Here is a 22,151-nt window from a genome sequence, read left to right on the forward strand (position 1 = left end):
CGCGGGTGCCGTCAGTCGAAGATCGGGTCGCGCGTGCGGCTGCGCTTGAGCTCGAAGAAGCCGTCCGTGCCCGCGACGAGGCGCACGCCGTCCCACAGCTTCGCCGCGGCCTCGCCGCGCGGGATCGGCGACACGACCGGGCCGAAGAACGACGCGCCCTCCACCGAGATCACCGGCGTGCCGACCTCGTAGCCGACCCGGTCCATGCCGTCGGCGTGCGAGGCGCGCAGCGCCTCGTCGTACTCGTCGGTGTCGGCGGCGGCCGCCAGCGCCCGGTCGAGGCCGGCCGCCTCGAGGGCGTCCTCGATGACCTGGCCGACGTCCTTCCGCTGCTCGTTGTGGAAGCGGGTGCCCAGCTCGGTGTAGAGGGAGCCCAGCACCTCGGCGCCGTACTTCTTCTCCGCCGCGATGCACACGCGGACCGGCCCCCACGCCGTCTTCATGAACTCGACGTACTGCTCCGGCAGGTCACGCCCCTCGTTGAGCACGGACAGGCTCATGACGTGCCACCGGACGTCGATCGGCCGCAGCCGCTCGACCTCGAGGATCCACCGCGAGGTCATCCAGGCCCACGGGCACCTCGGGTCGAACCAGAAGTCCACCGGTGTGCGCTCGGTGTCGGTCACCGCAACCTCCACACTCTTTCGGCGCGTCCTCCCGGACCGCCGTCGAACTCGCCGGCGGACCTCACACCGAGGTCGCCGGCCCGTCTCACGGGGGCCGGGCGTCGCTGCGACGCCGGACCCCCGTAACCGGCAACCGACGCGTTCCGGCCTGCATTCCGCCGGGAGATCCCCCAGATCCGGGGGCGTGATCACGAACTCGCGGTTAGATGGGCAGTGGGGCGGCCCTGCCGTTCGTGCCGCCACACCCTGAGCCGTACCGTTGATACCACCACGACGTCGTGAAACGAGGCGAGGAGTTCACTTGGCTGGCAATCTGACGCGCGATGAGGCGCGGGAGCGCGCCCGGCTGCTGACCGTCGAGTCGTACGAGGTCGATCTCGACCTCACGGCGGGAGCGGAGACGTTCGTCTCGGACACCACCATCAGGTTCGGCTGCGCCGAGCCCGGCGCGTCCAGTTTCGTCGACCTCCACGACGCGACGGTCCGCGAGATCACCCTCAACGGCAAGGCGCTCGACCCCGGATCGTACGACCCGGAGAAGGGCCGCATCCCGCTGCCCGGCCTCGCCGCCGAGAACGAGCTGCGGGTGATCTCCGACAACGCCTACTCCCGCACCGGCGAGGGACTCCACCGCTTCGTCGACCCGGTCGACCAGGAGGCGTACCTCTACACGCAGTTCGAGACCTGCGACGCGCACCGCATGTACGCCTGCTTCGACCAGCCGGATCTGAAGGCGCGGTTCGAGCTGAGCGTGACCGCCCCGGAGCACTGGCAGGTCATCACCAACAACGCGCCCGACCGCGCCGAGGGCGGCCGCTGGCACTTCCCCGCGACGCCCGGGATCTCCACCTACATCACCGCCCTGGTGGCCGGCCCGTACCACGTGGAGCGCGACGAGTACGTCGCCGACGGCCAGCGCATCCCGCTCGGCGCCTACTGCCGGGCCAGCCTCGCCGAGCACTTCGACGCCGACGCGATCTTCGAGGTCACCAAGCAGGGCTTCGACTTCTTCCGCCGCGCCTTCGCCCGGCCGTACCCCTTCGACAAGTACGACCAGCTGTTCGTGCCGGAGTTCAACGCGGGTGCCATGGAGAACGCCGGCTGCGTCACGTTCCTGGAGGACTACGTCTTCCGGTCGCGGGTCACCGACGCCGCCTACGAGCGCCGCGCCGAGACGATCCTGCACGAGATGGCGCACATGTGGTTCGGCGACCTGGTCACCATGCGCTGGTGGGACGACCTGTGGCTGAACGAGTCGTTCGCGACGTACATGAGCGTGCTCTGCCAGTCGGAGGCCACCCGGTGGACGGGCGCCTGGACGACCTTCGCGAACCTCTGGAAGACCTGGGCGTACCGCCAGGACCAGCTCCCGTCGACCCACCCGATCTCCGCCGACATCCCCGACATCCGGGCGGTCGAGGTCAACTTCGACGGCATCACGTACGCCAAGGGCGCCAGCGTCCTGAAGCAGCTCGTCGCCTACGTCGGGCGTGACAACTTCTTCAGCGGCGTCCGCGCCTACTTCGACCGGCACGCGTGGGGCAACACCTCGCTGTCCGACCTGCTCGACGCCCTCGAGGAGACCTCGGGCCGCGACCTGACCTCCTGGTCGAAGGAGTGGCTGGAGACGGCCGGCGTCAACACGCTGCGCCCGTCGTACGAGGTCGACGACGAGGGCCGCTTCACCTCGTTCGCGGTGCTGCAGGAGGCGCCGGAGAACCACCCGACGCTGCGCTCGCACCGCGTGGCGATCGGCCTGTACGACCGCACCGACAAGGGCATCGTGCGGCGCAGGCGCGTCGAGCTCGACGTCGTCGGCGCCCGTACGGAGGTCGCCGAGCTGGTCGGCGAGAGCCGCCCGGACCTGGTCCTGGTCAACGACGACGACCTGACCTACGCCAAGGTCCGCCTCGACGAGCACTCGCTGCGCACCCTCGTCGACGGCATCGGGGAGATCACCGAGGGCCTGCCGCGGGCGCTGTGCTGGTCGGCGGCCTGGGACATGTGCCGTGACGCCGAGCTGGCCGCGCGCGACTACGTCCGGCTGGTGCTGTCCGGCATCCGCGGCGTCACCGACGTGTCGGTGGCCCAGACGCTGCTGCGGCAGGCGCGGCTGGCCACCTCGCAGTACGCCGACCCCGCGTGGCGGGAGACCGGCTACCGCCTGCTCGCCGACGAGCTGCACACGCTGCTGTCCGAGGCCGAGCCCGGCTCGGACTGGCAGCTCGCCTACACCCAGGCGTTCGTGTCGGTGGCCACCTCCGACGAGCACGTCGCGTACGTCCGCGGCCTCCTCGACGGGTCCACCACGCTGGACGGCCTGGTCGTCGACACGGACCTGCGCTGGTCGCTGCTGCGCCGTCTCGTCGTCCGCGGCGCGGCCGGCGAGGAGGAGGTCGAGGCGGAGCTGCGCCGCGACGCGACCGCCGCGGGCGAGCGGCACGCCGTCGCCGGCCGCGCCGCGATCCCGACCGCCGAGGCCAAGGCCGCGGCGTGGGAGCGCATCATCGGCGGCGAGCTGCCGAACGCGCTGTACCGCGCCACGCTCGGCGGCTTCGTCGACACCGACGACATCTCGCTGCTGGAGCCGTACGTCGAGAAGTACTTCGCCGAGGTCGGCCGCGTCTGGTCCTCGTGGTCCAGCGACATGGCCAGCACGTTCGCCGAGACCGCCTACCCGTTCCTGGTGATCTCGCCGGCCACGATCGACCGCACCACGGCGTACCTCGAGGCGGAGAACCCGCCGTCGGCCCTGCGCCGCCTCCTCATCGAGGGGCGCGACGGCGTCGCCCGTGCCCTGCGGGCGCGGGAGAAGGACCGCCAGAGCGCGTAGGGAGTGCGTGGAGAAGGCCCGGCCGGTTCCCGGCCGGGCCTTTTCCACGCGATCAGACGTGATGGGCGGCGCGCCCCGTCAGGCGTGGTGGGCCGCGCGCCCGTCAGGCGGCCCCCGTCAGGCGTTGTAGGCGGCGGCCGACCGCTGGCGCTGCCGCTGCCGGGTGCCGAGGACGTGCTCGACCAGGGTGATGAGCACCTGCTTGACCGACTCCCGCTCCCGGGCGTCGCAGGTGATCACCGGCACGTGCGGGTCGAGGTCGAGCGCGCCCCGGACCGCGTCGATGTCGGGCTGGGCAGCGCCCTCGAAGCGGTTGAGCCCGACGATGAACGGCATGCCGCGGCGCTCGAAGAAGTCGATCGAGGAGAAGCAGTCCGCCAGCCGCCGGGTGTCGGCGAGGACGACCGCGCCGATCGCGCCGACGGCCAGTTCGTCCCACATGAACCAGAACCGCTTCTGCCCCGGCGTACCGAAGACGTAGAGGACGAGCCCGTCGCCGAGCGTGATACGGCCGAAGTCCATCGCCACGGTCGTGGTGGTCTTCTGCTCGACGCCGGAGGTGTCGTCGACGCCGACGCTCTGGGAGGTGAGCATCTCCTCGGTGCGCAGCGTCTGGATCTCACTGACCGTGTTGACCAGGGTGGTCTTGCCCGCCCCGAATCCACCGGCGACCAGCACCTTGACCGCGAGCTGGGTTCCCATCTGCATTTTCTCAGTACCCGCTTTCACTGGAACGGGCGCCGTGGTGGAGGCGCGAGGAGACGGCGTCCGCGTCCGGGGCCATGGCTGCGGCGAGCCAGGGCAGCCAGTCGGAAGTGCCGGTCGGTACGGCCCGCTGCGGCGTCACTAGCAAATCTCCTCTTCCTGCCTTTGTCCTGATATGTCGCCCGACGTACGCGGGCGGATCACCCGGCCCGTACAGGAGCGTCACCCGGCTCGTCACCCTGACCGCCGTCGCGGCCGGCCGGGCCACATGATCGCTGCGGCGGCACGGAAACCGGACGATCGCCGTGTCAGCCGACATGATCTCACTGAGAGCGAACCAAGATCCACCGATTGGAATACGGATTTGTAACTGCACCGGTCGGTTCGCCGCGGGCAGCGGCGATGTCCCCATGGCATGGCAAAGTGAACGGGTGGAGACGGCACGGGAAGTACTCACGACACTCGCCAGGCGCTACGCCTTCGGGGACCTCGCCGCATTGTGCGAGGCCGGGGCCGCGGGGCTACGACCGGACATCGCCGCCGAGGTCCGGCTGCTGTGCTCGTTCGGCCAGCGGCTGATCGACCTGGACGCCGAGGACTTCGGCGTACCGGAGGTCACCGGCGACCCGGTCGTCGACGCCCACAAGGTGCCCGACCACCTGCTCTCCCGCGCCCGGGCCAGCAGGATGCCCCAGTCGGCCAAGGAGCGCACGCGCGGCGCCCTGCGGACGCTGCGCCCGGCGTACGGCCTGCTGCTCGAGGTGATCGAGGCGCGGTGGCGGCGGCGGGAGATGGCGGCCCTGGTCGCCGCCCTGCACATCGCCTCGGAGTACCTCCCGCTGCTGGCCTGGGAGCCGGTCCTCGGCCACGCGGGCGACCCGGCGCTACTGCCGGCGGCGGTCGGCGGCGACGGCAGCAGGTTCGGCATCATGCCGCAGCCGGGCCGGCCCCGCGAGTGCGACCTGACGCGCCCCGAACAGTCCGCCGCCGAGCGCGCGCTGCGGGTGGCCGGTGAGCCCGGCCCCGGATGGCGGGCCTACCTCGACCGCCAGCACAGCACGCTCGCGTCCGCCCTCGGCCGCTGCGCGGGGTCCTGCCGCACCCCCTGCGACGTGATCGGGCGCCTGTCCCCCGACGTGCTGGAGGCCCTGACCGCCCGGTGCCGGCTGGCCCAGGAGTTCGCCGACGGCGCGCTCGTGCGGCTGCGCCACGCGGCGCCCGTCGGGCACGGCTTCGGGGTGCCCAGCCCCGAGGAGGTCGAGGAGGCGTGGGCGCGCACCCGCAGGTCGGTCGGCAACCAGCCGCTCGGCCGCGCGGTCACCGAGCCCAGCACCGTCTACTGCCTGCCCGGCCTGCCCGAACTGTTCTCCGCGGCAGCCGGGCGGCCGATCCTGCCGGACACCCTGCTGCACGACGTCGCGGCCCGCATCGTCGCGATCCTGGAGCGTTGACCGAGACCCGGCCGAGCGGCGCGGGTGACCCGTCAGCCCAGGACGGCATCGAGTGCCGCGCCGGCCGGAGACGGCCGGGCCGCCCGAGCGGGGCCGGCGGCCCGCGTCCCGCGTCGGCCCGGGACCGGACCACGCCGGCGACCCGTTTCAGCCCAGGACCGGGCCGAGCGGCGCCGGCGGCCCGTTTCAGCCCAGGACCGGGCCGAGGGCGGCCGGCAGGCGCGGGTGGCGGGGGAGGTCGTCGAGCAGCACCGGGTGGCCGGCGGCGTCGGCGAGGGGGATCCGCCAGTTCGGATACTCGTCCGTCGTCCCCGGCTGGTTCTGCGTGCGGCGCTCGCCGACCGCGTCCGCCAGCGAGACGCCGACCAGCCGCGCCGGCGTGCGCGCGAGGAACGCGTGCAGCGCCGCCGTCATGTCCGCGGTGTCGAGGCCGAGCGAGGTCAGCAGCTCCTTCCACTCGCCCAGGAAGCGGGCGAGCTCGCCGTACTCGTCGGCCGCCGGACGGGTGAGCAGGCCGAGGCGCTCCCGCAGGGCGATGTGGTCGCCGTTCAGGAACCCGTCGATGGGCGGCATGTCGTGGGTGCCCACGGTGGCCAGGCACAGCTCGCGCCACCGCTCCGGCGGCAGCGGGGCGCCCTTCTCGTCGCGCTCGAACCACGCCATCGACGTGCCGAACACCCCGCGCTCGGCGAACACGTCCCTCATGTACGCCGCGACGGTGCCGAGGTCCTCGCCGACGACGACCGCCCCGGACTCGTGCGCCTCGTACAGCAGCACGCCCAGCAGGTCGCCGTAGGGGTACGAGACGTACGTCCCCTCGGCCGGGGAGGCGCCCCGCGGCACCCACCACAGCCGGAAGACCTGCATCGCGTGGTCGAGCCGGAGCCCGCCCGCGTGCCGCAGGACGTGGCGCAGCATCTCGCGGTACGGCGCGTAGCCCGTCGCCGCGAGCCGCTGCGGGTGCCAGGGCGGCTGCCCCCAGTCCTGGCCGCGCTGGTTGAACTCGTCCGGCGGCGCCCCCACGCTCATCCCCGAGGCGAACAGGTCCTGGTACGCCCACGCGTCCGCCCCGCCGGGGTCGACCCCGACGGCCAGGTCGTGCACGATCCCCAGGGGCATGCCGGCCGCGCGCGCGGCGTCCTGGACGGCGGTGAGCTGCTCGTCGAGCCACCACTGCAGCCTGCGGTGGAACTCCACGCGGTCCGCGCGCCGTTCGCGTTCGGCCGCGACCGCCGCGGACCGGGGGTCGTGCAGCTCGGCCGGCCAGGACGGCCAGTACGACCCGTGCTCCTCCGCCAGCGCGGACCAGGTCGCGAACGCGGTCAGCGCCTCGCCCTCGCGTTCGCGGAACGCGGCGTACGCCACCGCGCGGTCCGGCGTGAGCGGCACGGCGGCCAGGAGTTCCAGCGCCGCCCGCTTGGCCGTCCAGGCCGCGTCCCGGTCGATCTCGTCGGTCCCCTCCGACCGGGCCCGCTGCGGCCCGGCGAGCTCGTCGATCCGGCGCCGCGCCTCCGGGTCCGCCGCGGCGTACTCGGGGATCTCCTCCGGCCGCAGGTAGAGCGGGCTGGTGTAGCGGCGGCTCATCGGCAGGTACGGCGACGGCCGGACCGGCGGCGCCGGCTCCCCCGCGTGCAGCGGGTTGACGAGGACGAAGCCCGCGCCCAGCTCGCCGCCGCTCCAGGCGGCCAGCTCCCGCAGGTCGGCGAGGTCGCCCATGCCCCAGGACCGGCTCGACCGGACGGAGTAGAGCTGGGCCATCAGGCCCCACTCGCGCCCGCCCGGGTCCGGAGCCCGCGACGGAGCGACGAGCAGCGGCGCGACCTCCTCACGCTCGCCGCGCCGGGCCCGTACGCGATGCCAGCCGAGCGGTGTCCCGGACGGCAGCCGGTACGCCGTGCGGAATCCCAGGGCCTCCGCCGCCGAGGCGGGCGGCCGCCCCGCCACGGCGGCGGGGGCCGGCTCCCCAGGGACGGAGGCCGCCTCGCCCGGGGCGGTGGCCGCTTCGCCGGGAGGCGAGGCCGGCTCCCCTGGGCCGAGAGGCAGCTCCTCGCCGGTCGCGAGTTCGATCCGGATCTCGGCGTCGTCCGCCGCGAGGAGGGCCTCCCCGGCGAAGACGACGGCGGTGGGCGGGAGCAGCCGGGAACGGCGCTCCCGGTCGATCCGCTCCCGCTCCCGGCGTACGGCCTCCGGCGAGGACACGTCCGCGCCCAGCGCGGTGAGCACCGCCCTGATCGTCGTTTCCGGCACGTCGGCCGGCCGGCCCCGCCAGTCCGTGTAGGAGGTCTCGACGCCGTACGCGGCGGCCAGCGCGTTCAGGTCCTCGGTGCCCTCTGCCACGATGTCCTCTCCCACGCCGCCCCCGTCCTCGCCGGTTCTCACGATGGGTACGATGCCCCGTCGTTCAGTCCCAAATCGGGGGATGGCGATGCGCCCACGGACGGGCCTCCTCCAGCTGCGCCGACAGGGCGATCAGCGTGGCCTCGTCGCCCATCCGGCCGGCGAGCATGACGCCGATCGGCAGGCCGCCGTCGGTCCAGTGCAGGGGGACGTTGACCGCGGGCTGGCCGGTGACGTTGTAGACCGAGGTGAACGGCGTGAACAGCGTCTGCCGCACGAAGTTCTCCTCGGGCCCGACCTCGTCGAAGTGGCCGACGGGGACGGGCGGCAGCGCGAGGGTCGGCTGCAGGATGACGTCGTAGCGGTCGAGGGCCGGCAGCCCGGCCCGTACGGCCAGCTGCAGGGCCGCCTGGGCGCGGAGCAGCTGCGTCGCGCGGATCGCGTTGCCGCGCTCGCGGAGCCACCGGGTGAGCGGGCGCAGCAGCTCCTCCTTCTCGGGCGAAACCGGGGTCATCGTGGCCATGGACGCCCAGAGGACTTCGAAGTGGGGCATCAGCTCCTGCTTCCACGGCGGGTCGATGTCCTCCACCTCATGGCCCAGCTCCGCGAGCAGCTCGCTCGCCTCCTCGTACGCGGCCAGGCAGTCGGGGTGCACCCGGGCGTCGGGGACCGGCGGGACGGCGCTGCGCCCGATCCGCAGGCGGCCCGGCGCCCGGTCGGCGGCCTCGAGGAAGGTGCCCTCCGGGGGCGCGGCGTGGTACATGTCGCCTGGAGCGTTCCCGGCCATGACGTCCAGGAGCAGGGCGGCGTCCCGTACGTTCCGGGCGATCGGGCCGCTGGTCGCCAGGCCGACGAGGTCGGGGACGATCGGGCCCGGGCTGATGCGGCCGCGCGTCGGCTTGATCCCGAAGAGGCCGCACACGCTGGCCGGGATCCGGATGGACCCGCCCCCGTCGCTGCCGTGCGCGGCGGGCGCGAGGCCGGCGGCGACCGCCGCGGCGGCGCCCCCGCTGGACCCTCCGGCGGAGCGCTCGAGGTCCCACGGCGTACGCGCGGGAGGCGCCACGTCGTTTTCGGTGTAACAGGGCAGTCCGAATTCTGGCGTATTGGTCTTCCCTAGGAGAATCGTCCCTGCTCGGCGCAGAAAAGCGACGACGTTGTCGTCGGTGAATGCGGTGAAGTCGGCAAAGGCCGCCGAACCGAGCGTCGTGCGTACGTCCTTGACCATGTTGAGGTCCTTGACCGGGATCGGCACGCCGAGCAGCGGAGCCTCCTCGCCGGCCATGACCGCCCGCTCCGCCGCCTTGGCCTGGTCACGCGCGAGGTCGTCGGTCACGGTGACGTAGGCGCCGACGCGGTCGGAGAGACGGTCGATGCGGTCGAGGTAGTGCTCGGCGATGTCGACGGGCGAGAGCTCCCCGCCGCGGATCGCGGCGGCCTGCTCCCGAACGCTGAGGTGATGAATATGCGTCACAAGTGAAAACGGTACGCCCACCGAAAGTTGCAGCAGAGCAGTAGGGGATGGGATTTATCTACCCGGGTAACATGCCACTGAACCGCGCGTGCGCGGAGACAAAAGTATCAACCGGACACGACTATGCACTCGGCTCAAGCTCTGGTTACGCTTCGCAGCAAGGAAGATCATGTGTGCTGCAGTCCATCGAGCACGGAGTGTCGACAATGGCCAGTGTGGAGCGAGGCGAGTCCACTCAGACGTCCACACGCGAGCACCCCGACGACGAACGTCCGATCGAGCTGCCCGGCGAGGAAGGCTCGGCCGAACGTCCTGACGAGGGACGCCCGCCCAGGCGGCGGAGGGAGCAGGCGGCGATCGGAGGCCGGATCAGCGATCCACAGATCCAACGCTGGATGATCCGGGCGGGCGCGGCCGCCGTGCTGGGCCTGCTGTTCGCGATCATCTTCGAGATCCGGATCGGCCTGGCCGTGGCGGTGCTCACCGTGATCGTCGACGTGGTCCGGCGGTCCCGTCAGCATTCCAGCGTCGAGGCGTGGCGCAAGCCGTCGGTCGCGGAGCGCCGGACCGAACGGCAGTTGCGGGGCATGGAGAAGGCCGGCTACCGCACCCTGCACGCCCGCGCGGTCCCCCGCGACGAGGAGGGCGTCAGCGACGGGCAGATCGACCATCTCGTCATCGGGCCGACCGGCGTGTACGCCGTCGACTCGGAGAAGTGGGACAAGCGGCTGCCCGTGCGCGCGCTGTCGCACCGCAAGCTGTTCCTCGGACCGTTCAACAAGAAGGAGCGCCTCGACGAGGCCCGCTGGGAGGCCGACCAGGCGAGCAAGCTGATCAGCGCGGAGCTCGGCTACGAGGTGCCGGTGCAGCCGTCGCTGGCCATCTACGGCCCGGCGATCTCCTGGAAGGTCCTGATGGTGCGCAACGTCGACGTCTACTCCGGCGGGCGGGCCCGCAACTATCTGCGCCGCAGGCCCAAGATCCTCACCGCGGTGGACATCGAGCGGATCTACAACGCCGCCGAGCGCGTCCTGCCCCCGAAGTACCCCGACGCCGACCCGGACTGATCTCCCGTCCCCTGTGCCAGGGGACCCGATCGGGCGACCCGGATGTCTCGGAAACTGAGACCACCGTCTCATCCGGGCCGCCGACCCCATACGATCGAACCCTGAGCACAAACGATGGGAGAGGCAGATGCCCCCGCTGAGGTCACGAACGGTCACGCACGGCAGGAACATGGCGGGCGCCCGGGCCCTCCTCCGGGCCACCGGCGTAGCGCGCGAGGACTTCGGCAAACCCATCATCGCGGTCGCCAACAGCTTCACCGAGTTCGTCCCCGGCCACGTCCATCTGCGCGAGGTCGGCCAGGTCGTCGCCGCCGCGGTGAAGGAGGCGGGCGGCGTCCCGCGCGAGTTCAACACGATCGCGGTCGACGACGGCATCGCGATGGGCCACGGCGGCATGCTCTACTCGCTGCCGTCCCGGGAGCTGATCGCCGACGCGGTCGAGTACATGGTCAACGCGCACTGCGCCGACGCGCTGATCTGCGTCTCGAACTGCGACAAGATCACGCCGGGCATGCTGATCGCCGCCATGCGGCTCAACATCCCGACCGTGTTCGTCTCCGGCGGGCCGATGGAGGCGGGCAAGCCGGTCGACGGCACGACCAAGCTCGACCTGATCGACCCGATGATCGCCTCCGCGGACGAGTCGGTCTCCGACGAGACGCTCGCCCAGATGGAGGAGAACGCCTGCCCGACCTGCGGGTCCTGCTCGGGCATGTTCACCGCCAACTCGATGAACTGCCTGACCGAGGCGATCGGCCTGTCCCTCCCCGGCAACGGCACGGTCCTGGCGACGCACGCGGACCGCAAGAAGCTCTTCCAGGACGCCGGGCGCCGCGTCGTGGAGATCGCCAACCGCTACTACGCCGAGGACGACGAGTCCGTCCTCCCGCTGAACATCGCGACCCGCGACGCGTTCGAGAACGCCATGGCCCTCGACGTGGCGATGGGCGGCTCGACCAACACGATCCTGCACCTGCTCGCCGCGGCCCGCGAGGCCGGTGTCGACTTCGGCCTGAAGGAGATCGACGAGCTCTCCCGCCGGGTGCCCTGCATCTGCAAGGTCGCCCCGGCCACCGCGAAGTACCACATCGAGGACGTCCACCGGGCGGGCGGCATCCCCGCCATCCTCGGCGAGCTCGACCGGGCCGGGCTGCTCAACCGCACGGTCCACACGATCCACAGCGGGTCGCTGGGCGAGTTCCTCGAGGCGCACGACGTCCGCTCCCCCAAGGTCCGGCCCGAGGCCGTGGAGCTGTTCCACGCCGCGCCGGGCGGGGTCCGCACGACGAAGCCGTACAGCCAGAACAACCGCTGGCAGGAGCTCGACCTCGACCGCGAGCAGGGCTGCATCCGCGACGTCGAACACGCCTACACCAAGGACGGCGGCCTGGCCGTGCTCTACGGCAACCTCGCCGTCGAGGGTGCGGTCGTCAAGACCGCCGGCGTCGAGGAGGCCCTGTGGACCTTCGAGGGCCCGGCGGTCGTCTTCGAGAGCCAGGAGGACGCGGTCGAGGGCATCCTCGGCAACCGGGTCAAGCCCGGTGACGTCGTCGTCATCCGCTACGAGGGCCCCAAGGGCGGTCCGGGCATGCAGGAGATGCTGTACCCGACGTCGTTCCTCAAGGGCCGCGGGCTCGGCAAGGCCTGCGCGCTGATCACCGACGGGCGCTTCTCCGGCGGCACCAGCGGTCTGTCCATCGGCCACGCCTCCCCGGAGGCCGCGGCCGGCGGTGACATCGCCCTGGTGGAGGACGGCGACCGGATCGTCATCGACATCCCGCGCCGCGAGCTCCGCCTCGACGTGCCGGCCGACGAGCTGCAGGCGCGCCGCGAGCGCCTGCTGAAGGAGCTGGGCTCCTTCCGGCCCCGCGACCGGCACCGCCCGGTCAGCGCCGCGCTGCAGGCGTACGCCGCGATGGCCACGTCCGCCTCCACCGGCGCCGCCCGCGACATCTCCCAGCTCGGCGGCTGACCTCCGCGGAAGACAACACCACGAACGAGACCGCCCCGCCCGGATCATCCGGGCGGGGCGTCGTCGTTCTCGGGGACCGGGCTCAGCCGCGGGTGGCGCCGACGAACTGCATCAGGCCGTACGACCGCTGGCGAAGGCCGGCGAAGCCGCGGCCTCGCAGGGCGTAGCAGAGGTCGTCGGCGCCGAACATCCGGATCCCGGCCAGCCGCCCGAGCACGGAACTGCCCATGCCGATCACGGGCACGTCCGGTCTCCGGGTCGTGAGGAACACGGCCCGCCCGCCGGGCCTGAGCACGCGGGTGATGCCGTCGACCGCCGCCCACGGGTCGTCGAAGAGGTAGAGGCCGCCGAAGCAGCACACCGCGTCGAACGTCCCGTCGCCGAACGGCAGGTCCGCCGCGTCGCCGCGGACGTACGCGACGTCGGCGGCGCCGTTCTCACCGCGGGGGCTCGGCCGCGCCGTGTCGGCCACGGCGCGGTCGAGCATGGTCGCGGCGGCGTCGATGCCCACGACGAGCCCGTGGCCCGTCATCCCGGCCGCCAGCGCGCGGGTGATGTTGCCCGGGCCGCAGGCCACGTCCAGCACGGTGCCGTCCGGGATCGCGGCCAGGTCGAGCCAGTCGCGCGCGAGGGCGTACTCCTCCTCGATGTCCGGGCCGAGCGGGCCCTTGAACACCCCGAACATCACCGGCCGCCACAGGTCCTCGTAGATCTTCGGCAGGAAACCGGAGCGCATCAGGCGCTGCGCGAACGTGTCGTGCGGCCGTGCCCCCTCGCCGAGAAGGTCGAGGTAGCCGCGCGACACGTCCGGCTCCGCCGGAGGCCGGTCCAGCAGCGGCAGGACGCGGTCGACGGCGTTCGACCGGACTCCCCCGCTCGCCTCGCTCATGGCCGCGGAGCCTCCTCCTGGATCGTGAGCCCGGTGTGGGCGGCCATGAAGGACAGCGTGTCCACGCTGAGCTCGATCGAACGGCTGACGGCGCGGGCGCCGTGCCCGACCTCGGCCTCGTTGCGCAGGAGGATCGGCCCGCCGTCCTCCGCGCAGGCGTGCTGGAGCGCCGCGCACATCTTGCGGGCGTGCAGGGGGTCGACGCGGGTGTCGCTCTCGAACACGGTGAACAGGGTCGCCGGGTAGGCGACGCCCTCCCGCACGTGGTGGTACGGGGAGTAGGCGTACAGCCAGCCGAACTGCTCGGGGTCCTCGGCGGAGCCGTACTCGACGTTCCAGGTCTGGCCGAGGCCGAACCGCTCGTACCGCACCATGTCGAGCAGCGGCGCCGAGCAGACGGCCGCGGCGTACAGGTCGGGCCGCTGAGTGATCGCGGCGCCGACGAGCAGCCCGCCGTTGGAGCCACCGGAGATCGCCAGCCGGTCCGCCGTGGTCCACCCGTCGGCGATCAGCTTCTCGGCGGCGGCGTGGAAGTCGTCGAAGACGTTCTGCTTCTCGCCCAGCATCCCGGCGCGGTGCCACTCCTCGCCCTCTTCGGATCCGCCGCGCAGGTTGGCGACGACGTACACGCCGCCGGCCTCGACCCAGGCGAGCGTCCCGGCGGAGTAGGCGGGGGTCAGCGGGACGTTGAAGCCGCCATAGCCGTACAGAATCGTCGGCCGGGGCTCGCCCGGCGCCGCGTCGGCGCGGGCGACGATCAGCATGCGGACCTCGGTGCCGTCCTTGGAGGTGTACGTCACCTGGCGCGCCTCGACGTCGGGCACGTCGACGGTGCCGGGCGGGGCCGCCCACAGCGTCGTCTCGCCCGTGACGGCGTCGAAGTGGTACACCGACGACGGCGCCGTGTGGTCGACGTAGGTGAACCACGCCTCATGGCCGCCCTCGGGGCGTTCGACGATCCCGCCGATCGAGCCGAGACCGGGCACCGGAACCTCGCCGATCCGCTCCCCGGTCGCCAGGTCGTGGATGGTGATCTCGCTGATCGCGTGGCGCGTCCATCCCGCGAGGAGGAGCGGCCGGTCGAGTTCGTCGAGGATCGCGAAGTCGGAGAGGACCGCCTCGGCGTCCTCGGGGATCAGGTCGCGCCAGGTGCCGGGCGACACGTCGGCCGGGTCGGCGACGCAGAGCCGTCCGCGCGGGGCGTCCAGGTCGGTGAAGGTGTACGCGCGGCCGTCGCGCCCGACGTGCACGCCGGTCTCGGCGTCGATCCCCTCCTGGACCACCCGCAGCTCCGGGGCCTCCGCCGCGGAGGCGCCCAGGTCGGCGATCCACAGGTCGTTGCGCGGCGCGGTCCCCTGGGAGGAGGACAGGGTCAGCCAGCGGCCGTCGCGGCTGACGCTGACGCCGTAGTAATTGGTCTTCTCCCGCCCCTCGCCGAAGATCATCACATCGTCGGTCTCGGGGTCGGTCCCGACCCGGTGCAGGTACACGCGACGGTGGTACTGGTCCTCCCCCGCCGGGACCTGGTCGGCGGGGAGCCGGCGGACGTAGTAGTACGCCTCGCCGCCCGGCAGCCACGCGACGGGCGTGTAGCGGCACCGCTCGATCGGCCCCTCGACCGTCTCGCCGGTGGCGACGTCCATCACGTACAGCTTGGACTCCTCGTCACCGCCGTGGGACAGCTGGTAGGCCAGCAGGCGGCCCTCCTTGTCCGGCTGCCAGGAGTCCAGCGTCGTCGTGTGCGTCGGGTCGAGCGCCATCGGGTCGATCAGTGCCCGCTCCTCGCCGCCGGGGTCGACGGTGTACAGGACGGCGTGCTCCTGCTCCGCGGTGCGGCGCATGAAGAACCGGCGCTCGCCCCGCCACACCGGCGCGCCGACGCTGCCGGCGCCGAGCAGCTCGCGCGTCCGGGTCCGCAGCCGGTCCCGGCCGGGCAGGTCGTCGACCTCGCGGTGGAACAGTTCGTCCTGGGCCGTCAGCCACTTCTTGGTGTCGTCGGCGTTCGGATCCTCCAGCCACCGGTAGGGATCGGCGACGCGATGACCGTGGATCTCCTCCACGATGTCCTGACGATGCGCGGACGGGTACGGCGGTCGGCTCATGAGTCGCACTTTACGAGGTCGCCGGAGCGGCCCGTGCGTGGCGTGGCGCTTTCCCCCCGGTCGCCGCACCGAGAAAGATGTGGGGCGCGTCTTTCCACGTCGATCGGGGGGAACAATGGAAGACACGCACGACCCGTCCAGGCCGGCCGCACGAAGAGGCGGCCGCCGCCGTACGGCGCTGGTCGCGGTCCCGGGGCTGGCCGTGGCCGGCCTCGCCGCCACGGTCCTGGCCGGTGGGCCCGCGCACGCGCGCACACCGCAGCCGCCGCGCCCGGCGCCGCAGCAGCACGGGGGCCCGGCGCACCCGGGACACACGGCGCAGCCGTCACCGTCGCCGTCCCAGTCGCCGTCGCGTTCGGCGCAGCCGACGCGCTCGCCCTCCCAGACGGCCCGGCCGTCGCAGGAGGGATCACGGCACTCTCGGGAGGCGGGGAACGAGCACCGGGCGAAGGGGGCGGAGCTGCACCTCGTGTTCGACCGGCCCGAGGCCGCCGGGGACTCCGGCGTCCTCTGGCGCTGGACGCTCGTGAACGAGGGGGCCGGCGCCGCCGACGACGTCGTCGCGACCCAGAAGGTCACCTCCGGCCACAAGATCCTCGGGCTCTCGAAGCCCTGCGCGCCGGACCACGAGACGGTCGTGTGCCGGTACGACACGATCGGCGCCGGTGACAGGCGCGCCGGCTGGATCAAGACCTCGGGCAGCCTCAAGGGCGGCCCGCTGCGCGTCGACGCGAAGATGACGTGGCGCGACCGGCCGACCGCCGCGGACACCGGAACCGAGGGGAACCACCACCCGGGCCACTGAGCCGACCGCTTTACCACGTGAGCCGCCTCCCAGGCGCGCTTCCAGCGAATACCCCGATTTATGGGGTAGCGAAATCGGCATCTCAACAGCCACACTGATTGCAACTCGGGTATCACCCGTGAGGAGGTCCTCGTGGCGGGTGCGCTGGTGAGAACGATCGACGAGCCTCATACCGAGGCGCGCTGGAGCGCGGCCCGGGAGGCGGCCGGCACCTGCGACACAGGGGCCGTCTGATGAGACAGGTCCTCCTGCTCAACGCGACGTACGAGCCCCTGACCACCCTCCCGATGCGGCGTGCCGTCTGCCTGGTCCTGCGGGAGAAGGCGGAGATCGTCCACCACGACGCCTCCGGGGCCCGGCTGCACTCGGCCTCCGTCGTCGTCGAGATGCCGTCGGTGATACGGCTGCTGCGCTACGTCCGGATCCCGTACCGACAACGCGTGCCGCTCACCCGGGCGGCGCTCATGCGACGCGACAACTTCCGGTGCGCCTACTGCGGCCTTCGCGCGGAGACGATCGACCACGTCATCCCGCGCAGTCGCGGCGGCTTGCACATCTGGGAGAACTGCGTCGCCTCCTGCATGCCTTGCAACCATCGCAAGGCCGACAAGCTCCTTGAAGAAATCGGCTGGAAGCTGCGTTTCGTCCCGTCCGTTCCGCGCGGGGCGCACTGGCGGCTGATCGGCCTGATCAACGACGGCGACCCCCAGTGGGCGCCCTACGTCTCCGAACCCGCGGCCTGATCGCTCCGAGCGGCGGACGGGGCATGACGGACGGGCGGTGACGTCGTACGCTGTGGCCGTGCCACGTTACGACTACCGCTGCCGCGCCTGTGGCGCGACGTTCGAGGTGTCCCGCCCGATGGCCGAGGCGTCCGCCCCGGCCGCGTGCCCCGACGGCCACGACGACACGGTGAAGCTGCTGTCCACGGTGGCGGTCACCGGCGGTGCCGCGGCCCCGCCCAGTGGCGGCGGTGGCTGCTGCGGAGGCGGCTGCTGCGGCTGACCCCGAGCGCGGCGGGTCCTGCGGATCCTCCTCGGCGCCGAGCCGACGGCCCGGGTCGGTCGCTCTACGGCCCTCGTCACTCTCGGGCGGCGGCGAGCGCCACCGGTGAGGTGCGGGTCGCCGACAGCGTGCTCCAGGCGCTCGCCGCGCCGGTCACGATGAACGCGCCGGGCACCAGCAGGCCCAGCAGTTCCCACGGCACCGCGACGAACGGACGGCCGGCGGCCTGTGCGGACGCGGTGCCGAGCCCGGCCAGCGCGCCCGCCGCCACGAGCAGCCCGAGGAAGACGCCGATCGCGGTCACCGCCGCCGCCTCGATCAGCGCCATTCGCACGACCTGCGGCCGGCTCATCCCGGTGAGTCGCACGACGGCGAACTCCTCCGCGCGCTCGGCACCGGCGATCACCACCGCGTTGACGACCGGGTCCTCGCCTACCTGCGGAGCGGCGCCGGCGGATGAGGCAGGGCGCCCCGGTCTTGACGTGAGCGGCGGCGGGGTGGCACCGCCGCCTCTCACGGCCCCCTTCTCCGAGCCGGACGTCCGCCGCGCGGACACGGGCTCGAAGTCGTCAACACCGCACGGCCTCAGCACGGCCGGCGGCCCCGGAGTCGCCTGAGCGACCCGTGTCGCGGCCGACGACCCTCGATCACCTGGACGGTCCCAGATCATCCGGGCGGCCCGGGATCACTCGGGCGGCCTCGTGTCGTGGCCGACGGACACCGCGTACGGGCGGCTTCCCCCCGCCAGGGCACCGCCCGTACGCGGCGCTCACCCCTCCGGGCCGGCGCGTCCGCGCGGAGTGTCGCCGTCCAGGTGCTTCTCGAGGTAGACGGTGACGGTGCCGCCGGTGACCTTGCGGTCGACCTCCCGCCAGGCGAACGCGCGGTACAGCGCGAGCGCCGCCCGCTGGCGCACCGTCGTGTCGGCCCGGAGCACGCGGTAGCCGAGCTCGGCCGCGCGCTGCTGCAGCACGGTGACGAGCACCGTGCCGTAGCCCCGGCCCTGCAGGTCCGGCCGGACCCGCAGGCGCACCATCTCGGCGGTGACATCGTCGACGCGCCGCAGCCCGCCGAGCGCCGCCACCTCGCCCCGCACCTCTCCGACGAGGAACTCCCCTCGGTCCCGGAGGTAGATCTCCTCGATGCGCGCGAAGTCGTCGTCGTAGTACACGCCGTCGCCCGGACGCACCCCCACCCGGAACAGGCACTCCTGGTGGAGGGCGAACACCGCCTGGTGGTCACGGGCGGTGTAGCGCCGCAGGCGGAGGCCGGCGAACTCCCACTCGGGGGGTTCGTACGACAGCCGCTGCACGCTCGCCGAGATGCCTCCCGGCAGGCGGGCCACCCGTCAGGCCTGCTTTCGGGTGATGCCCGCCGTGGCCGGGGGGCCGGCGAGCGCGTCACGGAACTCCTGGGCTGCCCGGATGTCTCCGTACTGGGAGACGACCGCGCTGGCGAGCTGACGGGCCCGGTGGATGACGATGTCGGTCCGGTGCGCGGCGGACACCGCGAGGATGGTCTCCTTTGCGGTGCGCAGCGCCTCTTCGGGCTCTCCTTCCTGGAGCCGGCACGACGCTCGGTCGAGCCAGATCAGCGTGCGGTCGAGCTCCTCGGTCGCGGGATAGAGCGTCAGCGCCTTGCGGAGCGTCTCGTCGGCGTTCCCGTGGTCGCCGAGGTTGGTGTAGGTGTCGCCCATGTGGAAGGCCAGTTGGCGCTCGGTGTAGCCGAAGGCGGTGTCCTTCACCTGGTCCTTCCCGAGCTGGGAGAAGACCGTCTGGCCGCGGGCGAGCGCGCGCTTGGCGCTGGGGACCGCCTCGTTACGGCCCCGCTTGACGAGCATGCCGAGGGCACGGGCCTCGACGATCGGCGCCATGGCGCCGGCGACGCTGGGCGCGCGGCCGGCCAGGTCCTGCGCCCGGCGTGCCAGGTGCAGGGCCTCGCGGGGGTCGCCGTAGTACATCGGCACCAGCGACTCGCGCACGCTCACCCAGGCCCGGAGCGCCCGGTCGCCGGTCTCGTCGGCGGCGGTCCGCGCCGTGCGGAAGAACGAGCGGGAGAGCCGGTGGTCGCCGAGATCGATCATGATGACGCCGGACAGGCCGGACAGCTGGGCCGCGATGCGGCACAGGCGCTCCTGCAGCTCGATCGGCTGCCGCTGCTCGCACATGCGGCGGACCTCGCTGAAGTCCAGCAGGACGTCGCAGAGCAGCCGCAGCGGCGGGGTGGACATGTACTGCTGTCCATACCCCTGGACGGTCTCCTCCCACTGGTCGAGCATGGTCGGCGACACCGAGGCGTTGACCAGGGTGTCGTCCATGCGGCGGCGGATGCCGTCCACCGCCCCCAGGATCTGGCCGTCGAGCACCACGCCTGCTCCGGCCAGGAGTTGCAGGAGAGTTCGCCGAAGCACTATGTCCTCCTCGTCTCCGTCCGTGCCGTTCGCCGGGTCTTCGGCGCGGTAGTGGACCCGGGAGAGGTGTGGACCGGAGGTTCGGTCGAATGTGGTCGCCCATTCGCTGCCGCCCGTGACGACGGCCCGCGGCCCGATCACGCTGTCGGGCTCGCGAGCGCCGGTCTCCTGGGCGCCGGCGGGTGGGCGCTCGTGTCGATGTCCGCAGACGCACGGCCCTTGGAAGCCGAGGTCCGGGGGCTCTACGCGGTAGACGCTGCAGAGGTAGTGCAGGTATTCGGGGCCCGGGCGCTTGTAACCGCTCTCGTACGCCGACAGCAGCGTCTCACCGAGCTTGGGGAGTGGTTTTCCCTCCAGCTCGTACAGCGCCCTGACTTGGGCGACGACATCGGACAACGCGATGCCGTGCGCGAGTCGCTGGGCTTTGATCGGACTGGTTCCGAAGATCGGTCCGCATTGATCGTGAATTTCCCGCGCGATGTCCGGTGGCGCGAGGCCCTGGGCCAGCCCTCGGGCGCGGATACGACGTGCCGTATCAGCCTCTTTGCGCGGTGGATCCTTTTTACGGGGATCTGTTACTTCTGTTCTCGGGGGATCTGTCATTCCCGGCCTCCTCGGGGGGAAGAGCCGACCGGATAACTCATGGCCACGAAGATGAAATCTCGCGTACGCAGCGTAACTCTGGCATCGCGATACGCCAACCAGATCAGTCAGAAAGGCGCCCGATACGACCGCACTCCCCATACCGGAGCAGAAAAAGCTTCATCGCCAGTTGAAGAATCTCTACCCGAGTGGACAGATCTTGGTCCCCGGCCGCCGCGAAGGTCCCTTGACCGCTCCTGCAGGGCTTGCGATCCTCGCACCGCGTAACGAGGTGAGTTCATCGTGTGAGCGAGGGAGGCGCGCTCCGTGTTCGACGAACGTCGACTTGGATATCTCGAAGGACTGGTGCGGGAGTTAGGCGAACGCGGCCTGGTGGCCCGCGTGGTCCGCAGCCGTTCCGGCCCGGCGTTCTGCCGGGTCGTCAACCCGGACGCCGCGAGCATGTCGGAGAACGTCACGTGTGCGCCGGCGCCGGACACCCCCGACCAGCGCTCCTGGTACTTCTGGTGGTCCTGGGGCGAGCCGATGCACGAGGTCGACGACCCCTGCGGCGCCGCCGTCAAGGTGGCCCGCGTCCTGGAGGCGCACGGCGCCTAGGGCCCCTCTCGACGTCTCACCGCTACGGACGGTGACCCGAGACGAGGCCCTGTAGATCACCCCGCGGAGCCTGTTGCCAGTGGCGCGGACCGACCGGCTCCGCGGGGCCCGCTCCCGGCGCGCGCCCGCCGGATGGCACCGGGGACGTCCCGGCGTCGCCTACGATCCATCCCGTAGGTTCGCCGGTCCAACGCGGTCGCCCAGCACGGGGACCACCCGGGAGGAAGTCTCGTGTTCGCGCGTCTTGCGATGTCGGTCCTGCCGTCCGTGAGCGGGAAAACGTCGCTCAAAGACGCCTGCAAGACCGACCCGAACTCGATCTCCGAGCACATCACCAAGGGTTGCCAGCTCACCTGGAACCTCACGCACAACGGCGATCTGACCTACTGGTACCACGTCTGGCTCGACGGCAGCAGCCCGATCACCTGGACCGTGAAGCTGATCCTCACGATCGTGATCGCGTACGTCCTGCGCCGCCTCACGCACAAGCTGATCACCAAGATCACGGTGCGGATGGCCGAGGGCACGATGCCCGAGCGGCTCCGCGAGAAGACCCGCACGATCTTCGACGGCAGCCCCGTGCTGGTCAGCGAACGGCGCAGGCAGCGGGCCGAGACGATGGGGTCGGTGCTGCGCAGCATCGCCTCGGTGATCATCCTGGGCGCGGCGACGCTCACCGTGCTGGGGTACCTCGGGCTCAACCTCACGCCGTTCCTGGCCAGCGCCAGCATCATCGGCGTCGCCGTGGCCTTCGGCGCGCAGAACCTCGTCAAGGACTTCCTCACCGGCATGTTCATGCTGCTGGAGGACCAGTACGGCGTCGGCGACGTGATCGACGTCGGCACCGCCAAGGGCACGGTCGAGGCGGTCACCCTGCGCACGACCCGCCTGCGCGACGTCAACGGCGTCGTCTGGTACGTGCCGAACGGGGAGATCAAGCGGGTGGGCAACGAGTCCCAGAACTGGTCCCGCGTCGTCCTGGACATCCCGGTCGAGTACGACGCCGACCTGGACAAGGTCCGTACGCTCTTGAGCGAGACCGCCTCGGCCCTGGCGGCCGAGCCGCCGTGGGACGAGATCATCCTGGAGGACCCGACCGTCTGGGGCGTTCAGGCGCTGTCCGGCGAGGCGGTCGTCGTCCGCGTCGTGTGCAAGACGGCCCCGGGCCAGCAGGGCGACACCGCGCGGGAGCTGCGCGAACGCGTCAAGAAGGCGTTCGATTCGGCCGGCGTCCCGATCGCGCCGTTCAAGGAGGACAGTCCGGCCGCGTAGGCT

Annotated in this window: 19 protein-coding genes; 9 read left to right on the forward strand and 10 right to left on the reverse strand. The window is 72.0% G+C overall.

All coding sequences use genetic code 11. From position 1 onward, the window contains the following. Positions 1-11 precede the first annotated feature (11 nt). Positions 12-626, reverse strand: a complete 615-nt coding sequence (locus tag NE234_RS41465; RefSeq protein WP_308206998.1) for a DsbA family protein — start codon at positions 624-626, stop codon at positions 12-14. 301 nt (positions 627-927) lie between these two features. Between NE234_RS41465 and pepN the strand changes: the two genes are divergently transcribed. Beyond that, a complete protein-coding gene (gene pepN / locus NE234_RS41470) occupies positions 928-3,459 on the forward strand; it encodes an aminopeptidase N (RefSeq protein ID WP_252786647.1) in 2,532 nt (843 codons plus the stop codon). 117 nt (positions 3,460-3,576) lie between these two features. Here the strand turns inward: pepN and NE234_RS41475 are convergent, their stop codons facing one another. Then, positions 3,577-4,161 carry a GTP-binding protein gene (locus NE234_RS41475; RefSeq protein ID WP_252786648.1) on the reverse strand — a complete coding sequence of 195 codons (585 nt, stop codon included), beginning with the start codon at positions 4,159-4,161 and terminating at the stop codon, positions 3,577-3,579. A 10-nt stretch (positions 4,162-4,171) separates the two neighbouring features. After that, positions 4,172-4,306: a hypothetical protein gene (locus NE234_RS44895; protein ID WP_256514124.1), complete on the reverse strand. Its 135-nt coding sequence runs from the start codon at positions 4,304-4,306 to the stop codon at positions 4,172-4,174. Between the two features lie 289 nt (positions 4,307-4,595). Between NE234_RS44895 and NE234_RS41480 the strand changes: the two genes are divergently transcribed. Further along, a complete protein-coding gene (locus tag NE234_RS41480) occupies positions 4,596-5,615 on the forward strand; it encodes a hypothetical protein (protein ID WP_252786649.1) in 1,020 nt (339 codons plus the stop codon). 186 nt (positions 5,616-5,801) lie between these two features. Here NE234_RS41480 and malQ read toward each other — a convergent pair whose 3' ends face one another. After that, positions 5,802-7,994, reverse strand: coding sequence for a 4-alpha-glucanotransferase (malQ, locus tag NE234_RS41485; RefSeq protein ID WP_252786650.1), 2,193 nt, complete (start codon positions 7,992-7,994; stop codon positions 5,802-5,804). Positions 7,995-8,016: 22 nt separating this feature from the next. Beyond that, positions 8,017-9,426 carry an amidase gene (locus NE234_RS41490; RefSeq protein WP_252786651.1) on the reverse strand — a complete coding sequence of 470 codons (1,410 nt, stop codon included), beginning with the start codon at positions 9,424-9,426 and terminating at the stop codon, positions 8,017-8,019. Between the two features lie 206 nt (positions 9,427-9,632). Here NE234_RS41490 and NE234_RS41495 point away from each other — a divergent pair, with 206 nt between their 5' ends. Together NE234_RS41495 and ilvD are read left to right on the forward strand one after the other, a co-directional pair. Then, positions 9,633-10,493 (forward strand): nuclease-related domain-containing protein, encoded by an 861-nt coding sequence (locus NE234_RS41495; RefSeq protein ID WP_252786652.1) that lies wholly within the window; start codon positions 9,633-9,635, stop codon positions 10,491-10,493. A gap of 127 nt (positions 10,494-10,620) precedes the next feature. Beyond that, positions 10,621-12,465, forward strand: coding sequence for a dihydroxy-acid dehydratase (gene ilvD / locus NE234_RS41500; RefSeq protein ID WP_252786653.1), 1,845 nt, complete (start codon positions 10,621-10,623; stop codon positions 12,463-12,465). Positions 12,466-12,547: 82 nt separating this feature from the next. Here ilvD and NE234_RS41505 read toward each other — a convergent pair whose 3' ends face one another. Next, complete coding sequence (locus NE234_RS41505; protein WP_252786654.1) at positions 12,548-13,354, reverse strand: class I SAM-dependent methyltransferase; 807 nt, start codon at positions 13,352-13,354, stop codon at positions 12,548-12,550. Beyond that, positions 13,351-15,456, reverse strand: coding sequence for a prolyl oligopeptidase family serine peptidase (locus NE234_RS41510; protein WP_252786655.1), 2,106 nt, complete (start codon positions 15,454-15,456; stop codon positions 13,351-13,353). The genes NE234_RS41505 and NE234_RS41510 overlap by 4 nt, the downstream gene beginning before the upstream one ends. Before the next feature lie 115 nt (positions 15,457-15,571). Here NE234_RS41510 and NE234_RS41515 point away from each other — a divergent pair, with 115 nt between their 5' ends. The 3 genes from NE234_RS41515 to NE234_RS41525 all read left to right on the forward strand — a co-directional run bounded on the left by NE234_RS41515 (position 15,572) and on the right by NE234_RS41525 (position 17,266). Then, positions 15,572-16,261, forward strand: a complete 690-nt coding sequence (locus NE234_RS41515) for a hypothetical protein (RefSeq protein ID WP_252786656.1) — start codon at positions 15,572-15,574, stop codon at positions 16,259-16,261. Positions 16,262-16,494: 233 nt separating this feature from the next. Continuing rightward, on the forward strand, positions 16,495-17,004 hold the full coding sequence (locus tag NE234_RS41520; protein ID WP_252786657.1) for an HNH endonuclease: 510 nt from the start codon (positions 16,495-16,497) through the stop codon (positions 17,002-17,004). 58 nt (positions 17,005-17,062) lie between these two features. Next, positions 17,063-17,266, forward strand: a complete 204-nt coding sequence (locus NE234_RS41525; protein ID WP_252786658.1) for an FmdB family zinc ribbon protein — start codon at positions 17,063-17,065, stop codon at positions 17,264-17,266. A 76-nt stretch (positions 17,267-17,342) separates the two neighbouring features. Here NE234_RS41525 and NE234_RS45705 read toward each other — a convergent pair whose 3' ends face one another. From NE234_RS45705 to NE234_RS41540, 3 genes are all read right to left on the reverse strand, one after another. After that, positions 17,343-17,675 (reverse strand): FtsX-like permease family protein, encoded by a 333-nt coding sequence (locus tag NE234_RS45705; RefSeq protein ID WP_252786659.1) that lies wholly within the window; start codon positions 17,673-17,675, stop codon positions 17,343-17,345. A gap of 360 nt (positions 17,676-18,035) precedes the next feature. Continuing rightward, the gene (locus NE234_RS41535) at positions 18,036-18,611 is read right to left on the reverse strand and encodes a GNAT family N-acetyltransferase (RefSeq protein ID WP_252786660.1); all 576 of its coding nucleotides are present in this window, start codon (positions 18,609-18,611) and stop codon (positions 18,036-18,038) included. Positions 18,612-18,614: 3 nt separating this feature from the next. Next, entirely contained in the window at positions 18,615-20,072 is a 1,458-nt protein-coding gene (locus NE234_RS41540) for a tetratricopeptide repeat protein (RefSeq protein WP_252786661.1), read from the reverse strand. Positions 20,073-20,585: 513 nt separating this feature from the next. Here NE234_RS41540 and NE234_RS41545 point away from each other — a divergent pair. Further along, on the forward strand, positions 20,586-20,876 hold the full coding sequence (locus tag NE234_RS41545; protein WP_252786662.1) for a hypothetical protein: 291 nt from the start codon (positions 20,586-20,588) through the stop codon (positions 20,874-20,876). A 231-nt stretch (positions 20,877-21,107) separates the two neighbouring features. Next, a complete protein-coding gene (locus NE234_RS41550; protein ID WP_252786663.1) occupies positions 21,108-22,148 on the forward strand; it encodes a mechanosensitive ion channel family protein in 1,041 nt (346 codons plus the stop codon). Positions 22,149-22,151 lie beyond the last annotated feature (3 nt).

The sequence above is a fragment of the Actinoallomurus rhizosphaericola genome (assembly GCF_024055675.1).
In the GTDB taxonomy this organism is placed as follows: domain Bacteria; phylum Actinomycetota; class Actinomycetes; order Streptosporangiales; family Streptosporangiaceae; genus Actinoallomurus; species Actinoallomurus soli.

What these genes read in the sequence shown, in the direction of transcription:
- NE234_RS41475 (WP_252786648.1), bottom strand. Translation starts at nt 4,161, where the DNA reads ATGGGAACCCAGCTCGCGGTCAAGGTGCTGGTCGCCGGTGGATTCGGG.
- NE234_RS41495 (WP_252786652.1), top strand. Translation starts at nt 9,633, where the DNA reads ATGGCCAGTGTGGAGCGAGGCGAGTCCACTCAGACGTCCACACGCGAG.
- ilvD (WP_252786653.1), top strand. Translation starts at nt 10,621, where the DNA reads ATGCCCCCGCTGAGGTCACGAACGGTCACGCACGGCAGGAACATGGCG.
- NE234_RS41505 (WP_252786654.1), bottom strand. Translation starts at nt 13,354, where the DNA reads ATGAGCGAGGCGAGCGGGGGAGTCCGGTCGAACGCCGTCGACCGCGTC.
- NE234_RS41510 (WP_252786655.1), bottom strand. Translation starts at nt 15,456, where the DNA reads ATGAGCCGACCGCCGTACCCGTCCGCGCATCGTCAGGACATCGTGGAG.
- NE234_RS41515 (WP_252786656.1), top strand. Translation starts at nt 15,572, where the DNA reads ATGGAAGACACGCACGACCCGTCCAGGCCGGCCGCACGAAGAGGCGGC.
- NE234_RS41520 (WP_252786657.1), top strand. Translation starts at nt 16,495, where the DNA reads ATGAGACAGGTCCTCCTGCTCAACGCGACGTACGAGCCCCTGACCACC.